Raw genomic sequence first — 16,379 nt, 5'->3', positions numbered from 1 at the left:
CGTGAACCTGGTTGCTCCGGGCACCGGTCTGGCCACCGCCGTCAGCTACGATCGCGACGTCCACACCGTGAAGGCCGGTATCAACTACCGCTTCAACTGGGGTGGCCCGGTCGTCGCCAAGTACTGAGATCAGTACTGATCTTCAGTACTTCGGCACCTGATCTGTCAGGACCAGCAGAAGCCCGGCGCAAGCCGGGCTTTTCGCGTTTCTGGGGCCGTGATCACGCTGGGGCACCCTTGTCCGGCGGAGGATCCACGCCCACATGGCGATGAGCCGCATCGGTCTTTCGCCCGGTCCGGGCCGTTCGCCGCGCACCAGGGCTGGAAGCCCAGCATTGTTCCTGATATGTTCCGTGGACAAATCGACCGTTCTGAGTCCCCGGCCTTCCGGCGATCAGCCCCCGGTGTACGATAGCGGGAAGCCTCAAGCCTCCCGGTGATTGTGCTCGGCCGACGGACAGATGACGAGCGACGCTGGGTCGCGCGACCGCCGGAGACCGCCACCGCGTCGCCGGGATCGCGAGCGCAGCGAATGAAACACAACCCGACAACCGCGCGGCCGACGCGCTGGGAATGCCCTCATGGATGAAGTTCTCAAGGCGAGCCGCAAGAACAACGCCGCCAACAGCCGCGTGATCAGCGTCCGCGGCGCGCGCGAGCACAATCTCAAGAACGTCAACCTGGAAATCCCGCGCGACAAGCTGGTGGTGCTGACCGGCCTGTCCGGCTCCGGCAAATCGTCGCTGGCGTTCGACACCATCTATGCCGAAGGCCAGCGCCGCTATGTCGAGTCGCTGTCGGCCTATGCGCGCCAGTTCCTGGAGATGATGCAAAAGCCGGACGTCGACCAGATCGACGGCCTGTCGCCGGCGATCTCCATCGAGCAGAAGACGACGTCGAAGAACCCGCGCTCGACGGTCGGCACTGTCACCGAGATCTACGACTACATGCGCCTGTTGTGGGCGCGTGTCGGCGTGCCCTATTCGCCGGCGACCGGCCTGCCGATCGAGAGCCAGACCGTGTCGCAGATGGTCGACCGTGTGCTGGCGCTGCCCGAGGGCACCCGCCTCTACCTGCTGGCGCCGGTGGTGCGCGGCCGCAAGGGCGAGTACCGCAAGGAGCTCGCCGAGTATCTCAAGAAGGGTTTTCAGCGGGTCAAGATCGACGGCGCTTTCCATGAGCTCGCCGAGGCGCCGGCGCTCGACAAGAAGTTTCCCCACGACATCGATGTCGTGGTCGACCGCATCGTGGTGCGGCCCGACATCGCCCAGCGCCTCGCGGAATCGTTCGAGACCGCGCTGAAGCTCGCCGAAGGCCTCGCCGTGGTGGAATTCGCGGACGCGCCGGCGGAACCCGAGAAGAAGTCCGACAAGAAGACCGCCAAGATCCATGACAAGAGCGGCCCCGAGCGGCTGCTGTTCTCGGAAAAGTTCGCCTGCCCGGTGTCCGGCTTCACCATTCCCGAGGTCGAGCCGCGGCTGTTCTCGTTCAACAATCCCTATGGCGCCTGCCCCGAGTGCGGCGGCCTCGGCGTCGAGCAGCACATCGACGCCGACCTCGTCATTCCTGACAAGGACGCGACCCTGCGCAAGGGCGCGATCGCGCCATGGGCGAAGTCGTCGTCGCCGTACTACGTGCAGACGCTGCAGGCGCTCGGCAAGTTCTACAAATTCACCCTCGACACCAAGTGGAAGGACCTGCCGAAGAAAACCCAGAACGCCATTCTCTTCGGCTCCGGCGACGACGAGATCAAGTTCGCCTACGAGGACGGCGTGCGCTCCTACGAGACCAAGAAGCCGTTCGAGGGCGTGGTCACCAATATCGAGCGCCGCTTCCGCGAGACCGAGAGCGAGTGGGCGCGCGAGGAACTCGGCAAGTACTTCAGCGACATCCCCTGCAAGGGCTGCCACGGCTACCGGCTGAAGCCCGAGGCGCTGTGCGTCAAGATCGGCGGCAAGCACATCGGCGAAATCTCCGAGCTCTCGGTGAAGAAGGCCGGCGAGTGGTTCGAGAACGTGCCGTCGCTGCTCAACACCCAGCAGAACGAGATCGCGGTGCGCGTTCTCAAGGAGATCCGCGAGCGGCTGTCGTTCCTGATCGACGTCGGCCTCAACTACCTGACGCTGTCACGCTCGTCGGGCACGCTGTCCGGCGGCGAGAGCCAGCGCATCCGCCTCGCCTCGCAGATCGGCTCGGGCCTCACCGGCGTGCTCTATGTGCTGGACGAGCCGTCGATCGGCCTGCACCAGCGCGACAACGCCCGCCTGCTCGATACGCTCAAGCGGCTGCGCGACCTCGGCAACACCGTGATCGTGGTCGAGCATGACGAGGACGCCATCCGCCTCGCCGACTACGTCGTCGACGTCGGCCCCGGCGCCGGCATCCATGGCGGCCAGATCGTCGCCAAGGGCACGCCCGCCGAGGTGATGAGCAACCCGAAGTCGCTGACCGGCAAGTATCTCACCGGCGAGATGGCGGTCGAGGTCCCCGAGCGGCGGCCGCCCAACCACCGCCGCACCATCAAGGTGATCAATGCGTCGGGCAACAACCTCAAGAACGTCTCGGCGGAAATTCCGCTGGGGCTGTTCACCTGCGTCACCGGCGTGTCCGGCGGCGGCAAGTCGACGCTGCTGATCGACACGCTGTACAAGGCGATCGCGCGCAAGCTCAACAACGCCAGCGAGGGCCCGGCGCCGCACGATCGCATCGAGGGCCTCGAGCACATCGACAAGATCATCGAGATCGACCAGTCGCCGATCGGCCGCACGCCGCGCTCCAACCCGGCGACCTACACCGGCGCGTTCACGCCGATCCGCGAGTGGTTCGCCGGCCTGCCGGAAGCCAAGGCCCGCGGCTACGAGCCCGGCCGCTTCTCGTTCAACGTCAAGGGCGGCCGCTGCGAGGCCTGCCAGGGCGACGGCGTCATCAAGATCGAGATGCACTTCCTGCCTGACGTCTACGTCACCTGCGACACCTGCAAGGGCAAGCGCTACAACCGCGAGACGCTGGAGGTGCTGTTCAAGGGCAAGTCGATCGCCGACGTGCTCGACATGACGGTCGAGGAAGCCGCCGAGTTCTTCAAGGCGGTGCCGCGGGTGCGCGAGACTTTCAAGACGCTGCATCGCGTCGGCCTCGACTACATCCATGTCGGCCAGCAGGCGACGACGCTGTCCGGCGGCGAGGCGCAGCGCGTCAAGCTCGCCAAGGAGCTGTCCAAGCGCGCCACCGGCCGCACGCTCTACATCCTCGACGAGCCGACCACCGGCCTGCACTTCCACGACGTCGCCAAGCTGCTGGAGGTGCTGCACGAGCTGGTCAGCCAGGGCAACACGGTGGTGGTGATCGAGCACAACCTCGAGGTCATCAAGACCGCGGACTGGGTCATCGACCTCGGCCCCGAGGGCGGCGACGGCGGCGGCGAGATCGTCGCCTGGGGACCGCCCGAGGACATCGTCAAGGCGCCGCGCAGCTACACCGGCAAATTCCTCGCGCCGGTGCTGGCCAAGGCCAACAAGCCGCGGCGGCGCAAGCCGGCGGCGGTAGCGAGCGACGATGACGTGGCCGGCGAGGCGGCGGAGTAAACACCCACGCCGCCTTGCTCTTCAGCGCCGGGAATTTTCCGGCGCATGAGCTGTTGATCGCACATGACGTGTTTCCTGCAGCAGTCCGCCGCGACGGTCCGGACACTGGTCGCGGCAGCCGCGGTGATGATCGCGGCCGAGACGGCGGTGGCGCATGCCGAGGACTGCGGCTTCAAGACGCCCCCCGATATCGACGTCGCCAGGGAGCTGATGATCACCGATCTGTCGGTGGTCAATGACATGCGGGTAGACGGCCCCGACGGCGCCTGGTCGCTCGGCCGCCTGATGACCGCGCTGGCTGATGACGGCAGGGCCAGTTCCCTGGTCAAGGCCTGGCTGCAGACCTGGGACACCCCCGGCGCCGTCAACGGCTTCCCGCTGCCGGCCCGCCCCGCCGTCCGGGACAGGATCGTGCGTCCATGGATGGCGATGGACGGCGCGGCGTCGATGGAGACCTGGACGCCCAATTTCGCCCACGCCCCGTTCCGGCTGCTGGCGGTCGTCTACCGCCCCGATCTCGGCATCGTCGGCCGCGACAATGCGATCGCCAATGCCGGCGAGGCGCGGCTGGTGTTCACTGCGCTCGATCTCGCGGTGATCCCCGACATCGCCCGCGCGCCCCCGCTGCCGTTCACCCTGATCGTCGAGTACACCCTGCCCGCGACCGATCGCGATGCGGTCAGGAACTGGGCCGAGCGCTGGCACGCCCTCGGCCGCCTGCCGTTCGGCATGGCCTACAACGCCGCGCTGCAGAGCATCACGGATGCCTTCGATGGTGCATCCGCCCGCACCACCGTGCGGCTGCGGACGAATGACGGCCTGGCGCCGCCGTGGCAGTTGCGCGAGTTCCGCCGCGACAGCGGCACCGGACGGCTGGTCGACGCCGCTGTCAGCAACACCCCGCATCTCAGCCTGATCGCGACCCCGTCAGAGCTGTCCGCCTTCGTCAACGACAATCGCGGCAACGACCTCCCGCCACGCTTTCTCGGCGGCAATGCAGACATTCCCGGCCCGGATTTTCGCTGGCCGGCGATGGGCATCGCCAACAACGTGCTGCGGCACAATTTTGCGATGCTGACCTGCAACGGCTGTCACTCCGCGGAAACCGGCCGCAAGGCGGCCGATGTGGATCCCGCCCATGCGGGCTTCCGGCACATCGGTGGACGGCTGAGGGAAGAAGAAGCGACGCTGTCGGAATTCCTCACCGGAAATCCAGCGGTGGTGGCCGATCCGACCGGCAAGCTGCAGACCTTCTGCGACCTCAAGATGCGGCAGAAGGCGATGTTCGAAGCGCTGCACCCGACGCCGGTGCCAGAGGTGGCGCTGGGAGCGGCGCCGAGATCGACGCCCGATGTGGGGACACCAGGCGCGGGGATGTCACACCCCGACGACTTGTCCGTGGCGCGGTCGCGTCGAGACCGCACCGACTAGGTCGGTCGGGTAAGCTGGTCAGGCGACCGGGCGCACGGCTCCTACTGCCCGTGCCGCGCCAGCTCATCGTCGCTCAGCTCCCAGTCCTGCCACAGCTTGAGCGCTGCCAGCAAAATCACGATGCCGCCCAGGCTCGAATGCCAGTAGCGCAACATTCCCTCGCCGGCATAGCCGAACAAATAGGGCGATGTCGCCAGCCAGATGCCAAGCCCGGCTTCCGCCACCTCCTCCCAGCGCTGCAGCACGACATATTCCAGCTGCGCGAGGAAGAACACCAGGACACCAACGATGAAAGCATTGGCCACGGCCATGCGCAGGCTGGTCTGACTTGCGAACCACGGGGACAGCGCGATCAGAAGGCCGGCGAGCATGCCGAGCCAATCTTCCCAGGCGCGATGGGTACCGAAGAGACGCGTATTCAACATGTCTGCCTCCTCCTTCCGGAAGCGGCATACGTCGGAACGAACGGTCCCAGCGCCATGACTTACGAACGGCAGCCGAAACCGCTGGGCCGGCCACAACCGCAAACGTATGTCTAGAAAAGCACATAGGCGGCGGCCGCAACTTTGCAAGACGCCGGGCGCCATGGTTTGATGTCGCGCTGAACCTGAGGAGACCGCATGAGCGCCGACGTCGTCAACAATACGGACAAGCATCGCTTCGAGCTGACGGTGGAGGGCCACATGGCGGCAACCTATTACGACATCAAGGCCGGGGTAATCACCTTCATCCACACCGAGGTGCCCAAGGAGCTCGGCGGCAAGGGGGTCGGCTCCCGCCTGGTGAAAGGCGCCCTCGATCAGGTGCGGCGGGACGGGCTCAAGGTGGTGCCTCAGTGTCCGTTCGTGAAGGCCTATATCGAGAAGCACCCGGCCGAGGCCGATCTGCTGGCTTGACCCGATCCGCGGTGCGATCCCCGATGACCGACCATGCTTCCCATCCGACCGCCGGCGCGGTCCGTGACAATCCTGACCAGCGGCGCTTCGAACTGGATGTCGGCGATGCCCTCGCCTTCGCCAACTATCGCGTCGCCGGCGGCAACGTCATCATCACCCATACCGAAACCCCGCGGGCGCTGCGCGGCCACGGAATCGCCTCGCAACTGGTCGAGGGCGCCCTGCGCCTGATCGCTGCCAGGAACCAGAAGGTCGTTGCCGGCTGCAGTTTCGTGGTCGACTACCTGCATCGGCACCCGGAGTGGCGCGCGCTGGAGGGGTGATCGCGGCGCCCCGCGGGTGCCGCCTGGAATGCCTCCAAACAGCCGGGCGCATGCTTGCGGCGTGGTATCACGCCCCCTACCTCGTTGGAGTCTTGTGATGTTTTCGTCACGCGCCGGGCGCCTCCCGGGCTCGGAAACCATCCGACCATTTCTCGTCGCGCACCGCCCCGGGCGCGCCAGTCAAGGACATCAAAGCATGCTTTCCACCGAAGCGCAGGTCGCCACCGCCTCCGCCAGTCGCTACCTGCAGCAGCTCTGCAAGCACTGGAGCCACAAATTCGCGGTCGAGTTCACGCCCGAGAAGGGCCGCATCCCGTTTGCCGATGATCGCACCGCACTGCTGGAAGCCACCGCCGATACCCTGACCATGCGGATCGAGGCAGCCGACGCCGAGACGCTGGCGCGGATGGAAGGCGTCGTCGTCGAGCATCTCAAGCGCTTCTCGTTCCGCGAAGACCTCGGCGACATCCGCTGGACGCGGGCACAATAGGCCGCCACTCGCAACGTCGGCATCGCTGCGGGCACAACAATCGATCAGCCCGCTGCGCCATTCAGGGCAGCGGCTCCATGCCCTTGCCACGAATGAGTTCCGCCGCAGCCCTGCCGCGCAGCCAGGACACCACGGCTTCGGCAGCCGCGGACTGGGCGGTCGCCGCAGCGACCGCTACGGAATAGGTGGTGTAGCTCTGGATCTCCGCCGGCAGCGGCCCTACCAGGACCACGCCTTTCACCGGCAGGATTTCGCTGATCTGCTGCAGCGCGAGATCCGCCTCGCCGCTGACGATCCGCTCCGCGGCACTGCCACCCTTGACCAGCACCGCCTTGGCGCGGACCTGCGGTCCGATGCCGAGCTGATCGATCAGGAGCGAGAGATAGATGCCGCTCGTCCCTCCCGCAGCAGGATCGACATAGGCGACCGCCTTCGCCTTCAGCAGCGCGTCGCGAAACTGGCCGATGGTCGCCAGTGCAGGCCGTTCAGCGCCGTCTTTCACCCCGACGCCGACCCGCGCGAGATTGACGATACGGCTGGCAATGGCCCCGCCCGGCTTGAGCGCATCGAGCGCCTGCGGTGAAGCGACCAGTACATCAAAATGTTCGCCCTCCGAGATGCGGCGGACCAGGCCACCGACCGTATCCGCCTCGAGCTCGATCGACATGCCCGCGGCAGCCTCGAGCTGCGGCAGACCAGCGAGCAGCACCTGCTTGAACGCACCGGCGGTCAGCACCTTGAGCGTATCCGCATGACCCGGGCGTGCGCAGGTCAGCATCGCAAGGCCCAACAGCACCGCAACTGCCCGCCGTCCCGTCGTCCGCCACCGGATCATGCCGCTGCTATCGCTCCCGCCACCAGACGCAGCAGTTGAGCATCAAAGTCTACGGACCACCAGCCTGATACGTGCACGCATGCGGTGTCGGAGGGCCGATCGAAGGCACAAACGACAAGGGCCCGCGAACGGGCCCCTGCGATCAAAGATGATGCGATCAAAGATGAAACGTGACGCGACCGGTTCAGGTCTTCAGGTCATCGGGCACTTTGCCGCCGTTCTCGGCGAGCTTGGTGATCACCTGCTTGTGCAGCCAGATGTTCATCTTGGCCGAGTCGTTGGTGTCGCCATCATAGTGCAGCTCCTTGGCGAGCTCCTTACGCGCGGCGAGGCTGGAGTCGAGATTGAGCGCTTTCATCAGATCGACGATCGACGTGCGCCACTCCAGCTTCTCCTTTTGCGCGGCGACAGCCTTGTCAAGGATGGCAGCGACATCCACGGTCTGCGTGGGCGCCGCGGCACCGCCGCCTGCCGCCGGGGTCGCAGCCGGTGCCGACGCCGTCGGCGCTGCGTCAGGGGCAGCTGGCGCGGCTTCAGCCTTGGTGCCGAAAATGGCGCCCAGAATTTTTCCAAAGATGCTCATGATGTCGCTCCCAAATCACTTTGAACCGGATCGCTCCTCGATCAGGCACGACTCTGCACTTGAGGCCACGAGCATCGCGCCAGATCGCGGCAACTCTAGACGTGCCAAAATGACTTGCCAATGTGCGAAACTACGCACCCACCAAGTTCCCTGCGGACACCGGTAAGGGCGTGCTGGAATGACTGGAATTCATGCACATCGCGCCGCCTTCCATTACAATCCCATGACGTTGACACGACATGAGATTGTCCCGGACGCGACAGCGCCGACTCGCTTGCCGCTCGATGTTGCGCCTGCACAAAACAAAATCACCGAACCGTGAGAACCTTTTGGTTCCATCGGCGTTAGTCTGTTGTGACAGGTTGCGACAAGTCCTGCCCGGCAGAGCTTTTTCCGTTGCACTTGGTTGTTGTTGCCTTTGGTCCGCGAAGCTGATCCGCCGGCATCGGCTTGATCGTGATCGCTCCGGCTTAACGCCGGCAGCGCCACGGGCGGGCATGTGCGCTCGACGTTCGCGCACCAAGGGAGAAACGATCATGGGCATTCCGTATCCAGGCCATGCGCCGACGCAGGCGACAGCAGGCGCCCCGACGGCACCGGTCGTCCGCAAGATCAGCGTTGCCGATCTCGGCGACGTGCTGCAGCGGGGATGGGACGACTTCAAGGCGGTGCCAAGCCACGCCATCATGCTGTGCCTGATCTATCCAGTGCTCGGCCTTGTGATCGCCCGCCTGGTGCTCGGCCACTCGGTACTGCCGCTGCTCTTCCCGCTCGCCGCAGGTTTCGCCCTGCTCGGTCCGTTCGCCGCCGTCGGCCTCTATGAGCTGAGCCGCCGCCGCGAGAACGGCGAGGACGTCTCGGCTTCGCAGGCTCTCGCCGTGCTGCGCTCGCCTTCGTTCGGCGCCATGCTCGGGCTCGGAACGATCCTGCTCACGCTGTTCGTGGTGTGGGTGGCCACCGCCCAGGCGATCTATGTGGCGACCTTCGGCTACGCCCCGGCCGCCGGCATTCCGGACTTCATCTCCCGTATCCTGACCACCCCCCAGGGCTGGACGCTGATCCTCGTCGGGTGCGGCGTTGGTTTCCTGTTTGCGCTGGCCGCACTGTGCATCAGCGTGGTGTCGTTCCCACTGATGCTCGACCGGCATGCCAGCGCCACCGACGCCATCCTGACGTCGCTGCGGGTGGCCATGGCCAATCCGCTGCCGATCGCGGTCTGGGGCCTGATCGTGGCAGTGCTGCTGGTGATCGGCTCGATCCCCGCTTTCCTCGGCCTTGCCGTGGTCGTCCCCGTGCTCGGTCACGCCACCTGGCATCTGTACCGCAAGGTGCTGGAGCCCGACCCCAATCCCTATCGCGCGCCCCCGCCCCCGCCGCGCCAGGGGCGCCGCTATGCCGCCGATTTCCCGGCCAATCTGCTGCCATGGAGCCGCGAGAAGGATCCGTCGTAACACAGCGTCCGGGTTGATCACCGCCATCGGGTTTGGCAAGGAAGCCGCGTTGGACTCATAACCAGCGCGGCTTCATGTTTGACGCGATCGCATTCGCCGGCGGCGGCAACAGATGTTACTGGCAGGGCGGCTTCTTCGAGGCCGCCGCCGACCGGCTTGGCCTCGCACCGAAGCTGGTGGTCGGTGCCAGCGCCGGCGCATTCGCCGCCACCTACAGCCTGCTCGGGATCGGCCCCGAGGTCCGCCGCGGCGTGATCGGGGCCTGCGGGCCGCACCTGAAGAACTTCGATCTCGCGGCCTGGCGGCGGGGCGAGCCGCTGTGCCCGGTCGGCCCGATGTATGAGGCGCTGCTGGCCGAAACAGTCGACAGCGCCGCGCTCGACCGCATCAACGCGCTGACGGACTTCCATATCGCTGTGGCGCGGCTGCCGCGCGGCCTCTCCCCGGCGCTCGGCGCCGCCGTCGGGATCGGCGCCTATCAGCTCGAAAAGCATCTGTTTCATCCGGTGCATCCGCGCTTCGGCCGCGCGCTCGGCTTTCGCAGCGAATTTGTCGCCGCCCGCAGCCTCCGCGACCCGCAGCAGATGCGCGACGCGCTGATCGCCAGCGGGGGCGTGCCGCCGTTCATGCCGGTGACTCAGGTCGGCGATCGCCCCGCCTTCGACGGCGGCCTGGTCGACAATGTCCCGGTCGAACCGCTGACCGAGATCGAGATGGCCGGCGGCCGTACCCTGGTGTTGCTGACCAGGCGCTACAAGGCGTTGCCGTCGGTCAAGAACCGGCTCTATGTGCAGCCGTCGGAAACAATCACGGTGAAGCAGTTCGACATTACCGATCCCGACGGCATCCGCCGCGCGTTCGAACTCGGGTGCAAGGACGGCGACGCCTTTGCCCACACGTTCAGGAGATGACAGCGCCTTGTTTTGGCCGCCCTTGCCATCAAAATTCACACAATCCGGAGCATGATGATTTGCTGTGCAAATCGAATTGGCTTGTGAGTCGCGCCGGCTCGCGGGCCTGCTGCCATGAAGGATCGCAATGACCGTTCGCCTGCCTCTGTCGGCCACCCTGCTCGCCTCCTTCCTGCTCGCCTCCGTCCCGGCCGCCGGCGCCGCCACCGCCTGCGGCACCGGCGGCTTCGACGCCTGGCTCGCGGACTTCAAGCGCGACGCCATCTCACAAGGCATCTCGCAGCACGCGGTCGACACCGGCCTCAACGGCGTGACGCTGGACCAGGCGGTGATCTCGCGCGATCGCAGTCAGAAGGTCTTCCAGCAGAGTTTCGAGGCGTTTTCGGGCCGCATGGTGCCGCCGCGCCTGACCCGCGGGCGCAACCTGATGAAGCAGCACGGCTCGGTGCTGTCGCGCATCGAGCAGCGCTACGGTGTGCCTGGCTCGGTGCTGGTGGCGATCTGGGGGCTGGAGACCGACTTCGGCGTCAACATCGGCAAATTCCAGACCATCCGCTCGATCGCGTCGCTGGCCTATGACTGCCGCCGCTCCGAGATGTTCAGGGGCGAGTTGATGGATGCGCTGCGCATCGTCGACCGCGGCGATCTCTCCCCCGCCGACATGCGCGGCGCCTGGGCCGGCGAAATTGGCCAGACCCAGTTCATGCCGTCGTCCTACATCAAGTTCGCCGTCGACTTCGATGACAACGGCCATCGCGACCTGCTGCACAGCGCAGCAGACGTGCTGGCGTCAACGGCCAATTACCTCGCAAGCTACGGATGGAAGCGCGGCCAGCCCTGGGATCCGGGCACAGCCAATTTCAGCGTGCTGCAGCAGTGGAACAAGAGCGAGGTCTATTCGAAGACCATTGCCTATTTCGCCAGCCAGCTCGAGGCGCCGTGACGCAGCCCGCGACATCGTGACGTGGCCCGGCCAATGCCGGGCCACGCGACGATCATGCCTCAGTGCTGGTGCTGCATGGCGCCGCTCGCCCCCACGGCATTGACCGTGAAGGTGACGTCCAGCTTGCCGGCCTTCTCGAACTGCAGCGTCGTCTTCAGGCTGTCGCCCTGCTTGAACGGCTGCTTGATGTCCATGAACATGACATGGAAGCCGCCCGGCTTCAGTTCGACGGTCTCACCCGGCTTGATCTCGATGCCGTTCGGCAACGGCCGCATCTTCATCACCCCGTCGGTCATCGACATTTCGTGAATCTCGGCATGGTCGGCAAAGGCCGCGCTCACGCCGACCAGCCGATCGACTGTGGTGCCGCTGTTGGTGATCTTGAGATAGCCGCCGCCGATCTTGGCGCCGCCCGGCGTAGCGCGGGTCCATGGCGCTGACACCGTCAGGTCGCCGACCTTGTAGTTGTCGCTGCCGGCAGCCGGCATCGCCATCCCGCCATGGCCGCTGTGGTCCATCTGGGCCTGCGCGACGGTGGTCGTGTCGGCGATCAGGCGCAGCTGCGGTGCGGGGGTCTTCAGGTCATGCGGTGACTGCTGCTCGGCTGGGACGTCGATCCACCGCGCCTCACCCTTGGCGCATTTCTGGACTGTCGGGAAGTAGATCGCCTGCCCCGGCTTCAGATCGCCACTGAGGAAGCTTGCGAACACGAACTCGTCGTAGTTGTCGTCGGCGAGATTGCCGCCGGCCCAGACGATCTCCTTGACGCCCGCTTTCACGGTTTCGCCATGGCTCTGGTAGGTTCTGGCATAGTCGCCGCGGGTGGTGGTGAGCGTCCAGCCGGGCTTCGGCATCGGCTTCACGCCGATGACGCCTTCCGGAATCTGGACGCGAACCGCCTCAGTCGCCTCGCCGGCGCAGCCGTGCGGCACCTGCAGCACGGCCTTGTAGTAGCTGCCGGGGCGCGCCTCCGAGGCGGCCAGCGTGACATGGGCGAAGGCCGTGGTCTGCGACAGCGCGAGCGCCAGCGCGGCGCTGGTCGCGCCCAGCAGCGGCTTGAAGCCGCCATATGAATTGTCGGTCATGGGAATAGTCCTCTGCGATGTGATCTGAACGGTATGACGACGACGGATCAGGTCACAGAAGGAGGTGCGCGTGCGGCAAACGCGGCCGCGACGACAGTCAGATGTGGAAAATGATTGGCGCCTGGCGACAGCACCGCCGCGGCCATCATGCGGCGAGGCGCAGGCTGCGCGGTCTGCGCCGGCGCGCCGCCAGCGGCCGACAGACAGGCCTGCGCGCAGCCGTGATCATGGTCCGGGGCCGTTGGCGCCGCAGGCCCGTCGACATCGAGACGCGCGGCAAGGCCGGCCGCCGGCCGGCACAGCACCGCAAAGCCCCCCATTCCGGCTTGCTGGCCTGTGGCGCCAAGTCCCGGCCCGTTTCCAGCACCGGTCCAGCCCGCCGCGATGCCCTGCAGCGCAAGCGCATAGATCAGGGCGAGAACAGGCAGACGTCGCGACAGGGCGTGCCACAGCATGGTCTTGGCTATGCCATGTGGTGGCCCCGCCGTCCATTGGCTGGCCACTTTGATGATGCGTTGCAGCCGCGTCCTCCCGAGCCGTATCGAGGATGAAGCCTTCATTGGCCTCCAAAAAACGAATTAAAAATCATTGTTACGCCGTTCCATGCGAAATAATCATAGTGGCGACATGCCATGTATTTGATCTTGGCAACCTATTTTTGCACGTCGGCGCTTTGCCGACAGCGCGCTAAATCATGACAAAATAGTGACTACATGAATGATATTGCTTGTATAAACTATGAACTACGGGCATTTCCATGGACTGTATGAACCCTCGTTACCTCCGCCGAATAGTTAATCAGTCCTTGCCTGAGGCATGCGAATATAGCTTAGCTGCATCGCAACATAAGCTATGCTGCATCGCAGATTCGTCCCCTATATTCTTTGCAACGGAGCGGCTTCCCTCCAAGGGCTGAATCCGGATATTCGAAGGAGACTAGAACGATGTTGATGTCACTGATCCGCATGATCCAGGCGTTTCGGGATTATCAGCGCAACCTGAATGAGCTGTCTCGCTTGAGCGATCGCGAACTGGCCGATATCGGCCTCGATCGTTCGGACATTCCGCGGGTTGCCGCTGGTTCCTACAACGGCTGACCGCTTCGATCTGATCGAAGACCGGACAACGCCCGCTCCATCGGCGGGCGTTTTCGTTTTTGCGGCTTCCGCGCCCCGTGTGGGGCCGATCTCCGCACGACCGGGGACGCGAGCCCGCAGTCATCCACTGTCGAGGTTGCCTTGCCGTCGGTCAGGTTCTAGGTGTGGGCCATGACGACCGCACACGATAGTTTGGAACCCATTCATATCATCGGCGCCGGCCTTGCCGGCTCTGAAGCCGCCTGGCAGATCGCCGAGGCTGGCCTGCGCGTGGTGCTGCATGAAATGCGCCCCGTGCGCATGACCGACGCCCATCACACCTCCGGCTTCGCCGAGCTGGTCTGCTCCAACTCGTTTCGCTCCGACGACGCACAGAATAACGCGGTCGGGCTGTTGCACGCCGAAATGCGCCGGCTCGGTTCGCTGATCATGCGTGCCGCCGACGCCAATCAGGTGCCCGCCGGTGGCGCGCTCGCGGTCGATCGCAATGGCTTTTCCGCCGCCGTCAGCCAGGCACTCGAAAACCACCCTCGAATCACCATCGACCGCGCCGAAGTCGCCGGCCTGCCGCCGGCCGACTGGGCCCGTGTCATCATCGCGACCGGCCCGCTGACCTCGGCGCCGCTGGCCGAAGCGATCCGTGCGCTGACGGACGAGGACTCACTCGCCTTCTTCGATGCCATTGCACCGATCGTGCACCGCGATTCCATCGACATGAGCGTCGCCTGGTTCCAGTCGCGCTACGACAAGGTCGGTCCCGGCGGCACCGGCGCCGACTACATCAACTGTCCCCTCACCCGCGAGCAGTACGACGCCTTCGTCGATCACCTGATCGCCGGGGAAAAAGCCGACTTCAAGGAGTGGGAGACCAACACCCCCTACTTCGACGGCTGCCTGCCGATCGAAGTGATGGCCGAGCGCGGCCGCGAGACGCTGCGCCATGGCCCGATGAAGCCGGTGGGCCTGACCGACCCCAACAACCCGACGGTGAAGCCCTACGCCATCATCCAGCTGCGCCAGGACAACAAGCTCGGCACGCTCTACAACATGGTCGGATTCCAGACCAAGCTGAAGCACGGCGAGCAGACACGCATCTTCCGCACCATTCCCGGCCTCGACCAAGCGGAATTCGCCCGGCTCGGCGGCCTGCACCGCAACACCTTCCTCAACTCGCCGAAACTGCTCGACGGCCAGCTCCGCCTGAAGGCTCAGCCGCGCCTGCGCTTCGCCGGCCAGATCACCGGCTGCGAAGGCTATGTCGAATCCGCCAGCATCGGCCTGCTCGCGGGCCTGTTCGCCGCGGCCGAGGCGCGTAGCCAGGACTTTGCGTCGCCGCCGGCGACCACGGCCCTGGGGTCGCTGCTCGGCCACATCACCGGCGGCCACATCGAGACCATCGATGCGGGCCCGCGCTCGTTCCAGCCGATGAACATCAATTTCGGCCTGTTCCCGCCGCTGGCGTCGCCGCCGACGCGCAAGAGCGACGGCACGCGGCTGCGCGGCAACGAGAAGAGCATCGCCAAGAAGCAGGCGCTGTGCGCCCGCGCGCTCGCCGACATCGACCGCTGGATCGCCGAGACCCGGCATACCCCGGCCGCCGCCTGAGGGTGACGTCCGCCGCATCGTTTTTCTGAAAGTCATTGGATCACGGATGGCCCTACCGAAACAGGACATCACTGCCCTGTCCGAGCGCTGGATCGACGGGGTCCTGCTGAAGCGCGACGTGTTCTCGACCGTCGAACGCGGCCGTTTTCGCACGCCCGAAGGCGAAGTCGGCGCCGTGCTGCGACGGCTCGACCAGGTGCCGTGGTGGTCGCACCCGCTGGCGCGCCACTTGTTCCAGCGCGAGCGTTCCGCGCTGCTGCGCACCCGCGACCTCGGCATCGGGCCACCCTTGCTGTGGGCCGGCGACAAGGTGCTGGTGCGCGGCTTCATCAATGGCGTCGCGCTGCATCTCGCGCGGCCGTTCGGCGATCGCGCCTACTTCGCATCCGCCAAGCTGGCGCTGCGCCGGATGCACCGCACGGGCATCTGCCATAACGACCTCGCCAAGGAGCAGAACTGGCTGCGCGGCGCCGACGGCAAGGCTTATCTCATCGACTTTCAGCTCGCGCATGGCTTCAACCGCCGCAGCCGCCTGTTCCGTATCGCGGCCTACGAAGATCTGCGCCACCTGCTCAAGCACAAGCGCCGTTACTGTCCGGAAGCACTGACACCGAAGGAAACCAGGATTCTCGCACGCAAGTCGCTGCCGGCGCGGATCTGGCTGATGACCGGCAAGAAGGTCTACAAGGCGATCACCCGCGGGATCTTCAATTTCACCGATCGCGAAGGCGGCGGCCGGCGGCTGGTCAACGACGCGCCAGTGCTGGTGGAGCGGATCAAATCCCATCCCGAGGTGCGGGACGCCGCGATCGTCGCCTTCGCCGACCGCCGCACCGGGGTCGGCCTCTACGCCTTCGTCGAGGCCAACGCCCCCGCGATCGAAACCGAGATCAGCTCGTCATTGAACGTCACGCGTGGCCTGCCCAAGCCCCCGGAGCACATCCAGGTCGTCCCGGCATTGCCGCGTGATGCCTCGGGCGGCGTGCGGACCGAAATCCTGCAGCTCGTCGCCATGAATCAGATCGACCTGATCGAGCCGCTGCTGACCAGCGCCGACGACCGCACCTTCATGAAGAGCATCCTCGATCAACGCAAGAACCTGCGCGACCGCTTCAGCTTCTGACGCCCGCCCCGCCGCGGCGATCGCC

The 16,379-nt window shown here is 65.7% G+C and carries 16 protein-coding genes; 11 read left to right on the top strand and 5 right to left on the bottom strand.

Translation table 11 applies throughout. The annotated features are described in order from the left end of the window. The first annotated feature begins 581 nt into the window (after window positions 1-581). Window positions 582-3,581, top strand: a complete 3,000-nt coding sequence (gene uvrA / locus AB4Z37_RS24125; RefSeq protein WP_441519285.1) for an excinuclease ABC subunit UvrA — start codon at window positions 582-584, stop codon at window positions 3,579-3,581. A 63-nt stretch (window positions 3,582-3,644) separates the two neighbouring features. Further along, on the top strand, window positions 3,645-5,012 hold the full coding sequence (locus AB4Z37_RS24120) for a hypothetical protein (RefSeq protein ID WP_441519284.1): 1,368 nt from the start codon (window positions 3,645-3,647) through the stop codon (window positions 5,010-5,012). 41 nt (window positions 5,013-5,053) lie between these two features. On the opposite strand, the gene AB4Z37_RS24115 is transcribed toward AB4Z37_RS24120, so the two are convergent. Next, a complete protein-coding gene (locus AB4Z37_RS24115; RefSeq protein ID WP_441519283.1) occupies window positions 5,054-5,437 on the bottom strand; it encodes an SPW repeat protein in 384 nt (127 codons plus the stop codon). A 195-nt stretch (window positions 5,438-5,632) separates the two neighbouring features. Between AB4Z37_RS24115 and AB4Z37_RS24110 the strand changes: the two genes are divergently transcribed. The 3 genes from AB4Z37_RS24110 (at window position 5,633) to AB4Z37_RS24100 (ending at window position 6,721) form a co-directional block, all read left to right on the top strand. Next, window positions 5,633-5,908, top strand: coding sequence for a GNAT family N-acetyltransferase (locus AB4Z37_RS24110; protein ID WP_441519282.1), 276 nt, complete (start codon window positions 5,633-5,635; stop codon window positions 5,906-5,908). Between the two features lie 23 nt (window positions 5,909-5,931). Beyond that, entirely contained in the window at window positions 5,932-6,231 is a 300-nt protein-coding gene (locus AB4Z37_RS24105; protein WP_441519281.1) for a GNAT family N-acetyltransferase, read from the top strand. A 196-nt stretch (window positions 6,232-6,427) separates the two neighbouring features. Next, window positions 6,428-6,721 carry a DUF2218 domain-containing protein gene (locus AB4Z37_RS24100; RefSeq protein ID WP_441519280.1) on the top strand — a complete coding sequence of 98 codons (294 nt, stop codon included), beginning with the start codon at window positions 6,428-6,430 and terminating at the stop codon, window positions 6,719-6,721. A 61-nt stretch (window positions 6,722-6,782) separates the two neighbouring features. Here AB4Z37_RS24100 and AB4Z37_RS24095 read toward each other — a convergent pair whose 3' ends face one another. Together AB4Z37_RS24095 and AB4Z37_RS24090 are read right to left on the bottom strand one after the other, a co-directional pair. Beyond that, window positions 6,783-7,556, bottom strand: a complete 774-nt coding sequence (locus tag AB4Z37_RS24095) for a molybdate ABC transporter substrate-binding protein (protein WP_441519279.1) — start codon at window positions 7,554-7,556, stop codon at window positions 6,783-6,785. 184 nt (window positions 7,557-7,740) lie between these two features. Continuing rightward, a complete protein-coding gene (locus AB4Z37_RS24090; RefSeq protein ID WP_441519278.1) occupies window positions 7,741-8,139 on the bottom strand; it encodes a DUF3597 domain-containing protein in 399 nt (132 codons plus the stop codon). 536 nt (window positions 8,140-8,675) lie between these two features. On the opposite strand from AB4Z37_RS24090, the gene AB4Z37_RS24085 reads away from it, so the two are divergent. The 3 genes from AB4Z37_RS24085 to AB4Z37_RS24075 all read left to right on the top strand — a co-directional run bounded on the left by AB4Z37_RS24085 (window position 8,676) and on the right by AB4Z37_RS24075 (window position 11,444). Continuing rightward, a complete protein-coding gene (locus AB4Z37_RS24085) occupies window positions 8,676-9,590 on the top strand; it encodes a DUF2189 domain-containing protein (RefSeq protein ID WP_441519277.1) in 915 nt (304 codons plus the stop codon). Window positions 9,591-9,664: 74 nt separating this feature from the next. Beyond that, window positions 9,665-10,501 carry a patatin-like phospholipase family protein gene (locus tag AB4Z37_RS24080; RefSeq protein WP_441519276.1) on the top strand — a complete coding sequence of 279 codons (837 nt, stop codon included), beginning with the start codon at window positions 9,665-9,667 and terminating at the stop codon, window positions 10,499-10,501. A gap of 127 nt (window positions 10,502-10,628) precedes the next feature. After that, window positions 10,629-11,444 carry a lytic murein transglycosylase gene (locus AB4Z37_RS24075; protein ID WP_441519275.1) on the top strand — a complete coding sequence of 272 codons (816 nt, stop codon included), beginning with the start codon at window positions 10,629-10,631 and terminating at the stop codon, window positions 11,442-11,444. A 59-nt stretch (window positions 11,445-11,503) separates the two neighbouring features. Here AB4Z37_RS24075 and AB4Z37_RS24070 read toward each other — a convergent pair whose 3' ends face one another. Beyond that, entirely contained in the window at window positions 11,504-12,529 is a 1,026-nt protein-coding gene (locus AB4Z37_RS24070; protein ID WP_441519274.1) for a DUF1775 domain-containing protein, read from the bottom strand. A gap of 47 nt (window positions 12,530-12,576) precedes the next feature. Beyond that, window positions 12,577-12,984, bottom strand: a complete 408-nt coding sequence (locus tag AB4Z37_RS24065) for a hypothetical protein (protein ID WP_441519273.1) — start codon at window positions 12,982-12,984, stop codon at window positions 12,577-12,579. A gap of 489 nt (window positions 12,985-13,473) precedes the next feature. On the opposite strand from AB4Z37_RS24065, the gene AB4Z37_RS24060 reads away from it, so the two are divergent. From AB4Z37_RS24060 to AB4Z37_RS24050, 3 genes are all read left to right on the top strand, one after another. Beyond that, on the top strand, window positions 13,474-13,626 hold the full coding sequence (locus AB4Z37_RS24060) for a DUF1127 domain-containing protein (RefSeq protein ID WP_441519272.1): 153 nt from the start codon (window positions 13,474-13,476) through the stop codon (window positions 13,624-13,626). Between the two features lie 171 nt (window positions 13,627-13,797). Continuing rightward, window positions 13,798-15,231 (top strand): methylenetetrahydrofolate--tRNA-(uracil(54)-C(5))-methyltransferase (FADH(2)-oxidizing) TrmFO, encoded by a 1,434-nt coding sequence (trmFO, locus tag AB4Z37_RS24055; protein WP_441519271.1) that lies wholly within the window; start codon window positions 13,798-13,800, stop codon window positions 15,229-15,231. Window positions 15,232-15,277: 46 nt separating this feature from the next. Then, window positions 15,278-16,354: an AMP-binding enzyme gene (locus tag AB4Z37_RS24050; protein ID WP_441519270.1), complete on the top strand. Its 1,077-nt coding sequence runs from the start codon at window positions 15,278-15,280 to the stop codon at window positions 16,352-16,354. The last annotated feature ends 25 nt before the right edge of the window (window positions 16,355-16,379 follow it).

The organism is Bradyrhizobium sp. 2TAF24, assembly GCF_052115025.1.
Lineage (GTDB): Bacteria > Pseudomonadota > Alphaproteobacteria > Rhizobiales > Xanthobacteraceae > Bradyrhizobium_A.
The sequence above is the reverse complement of the archived record's forward strand: the minus strand, read 5'-3'. Positions and strand labels throughout refer to the sequence as shown.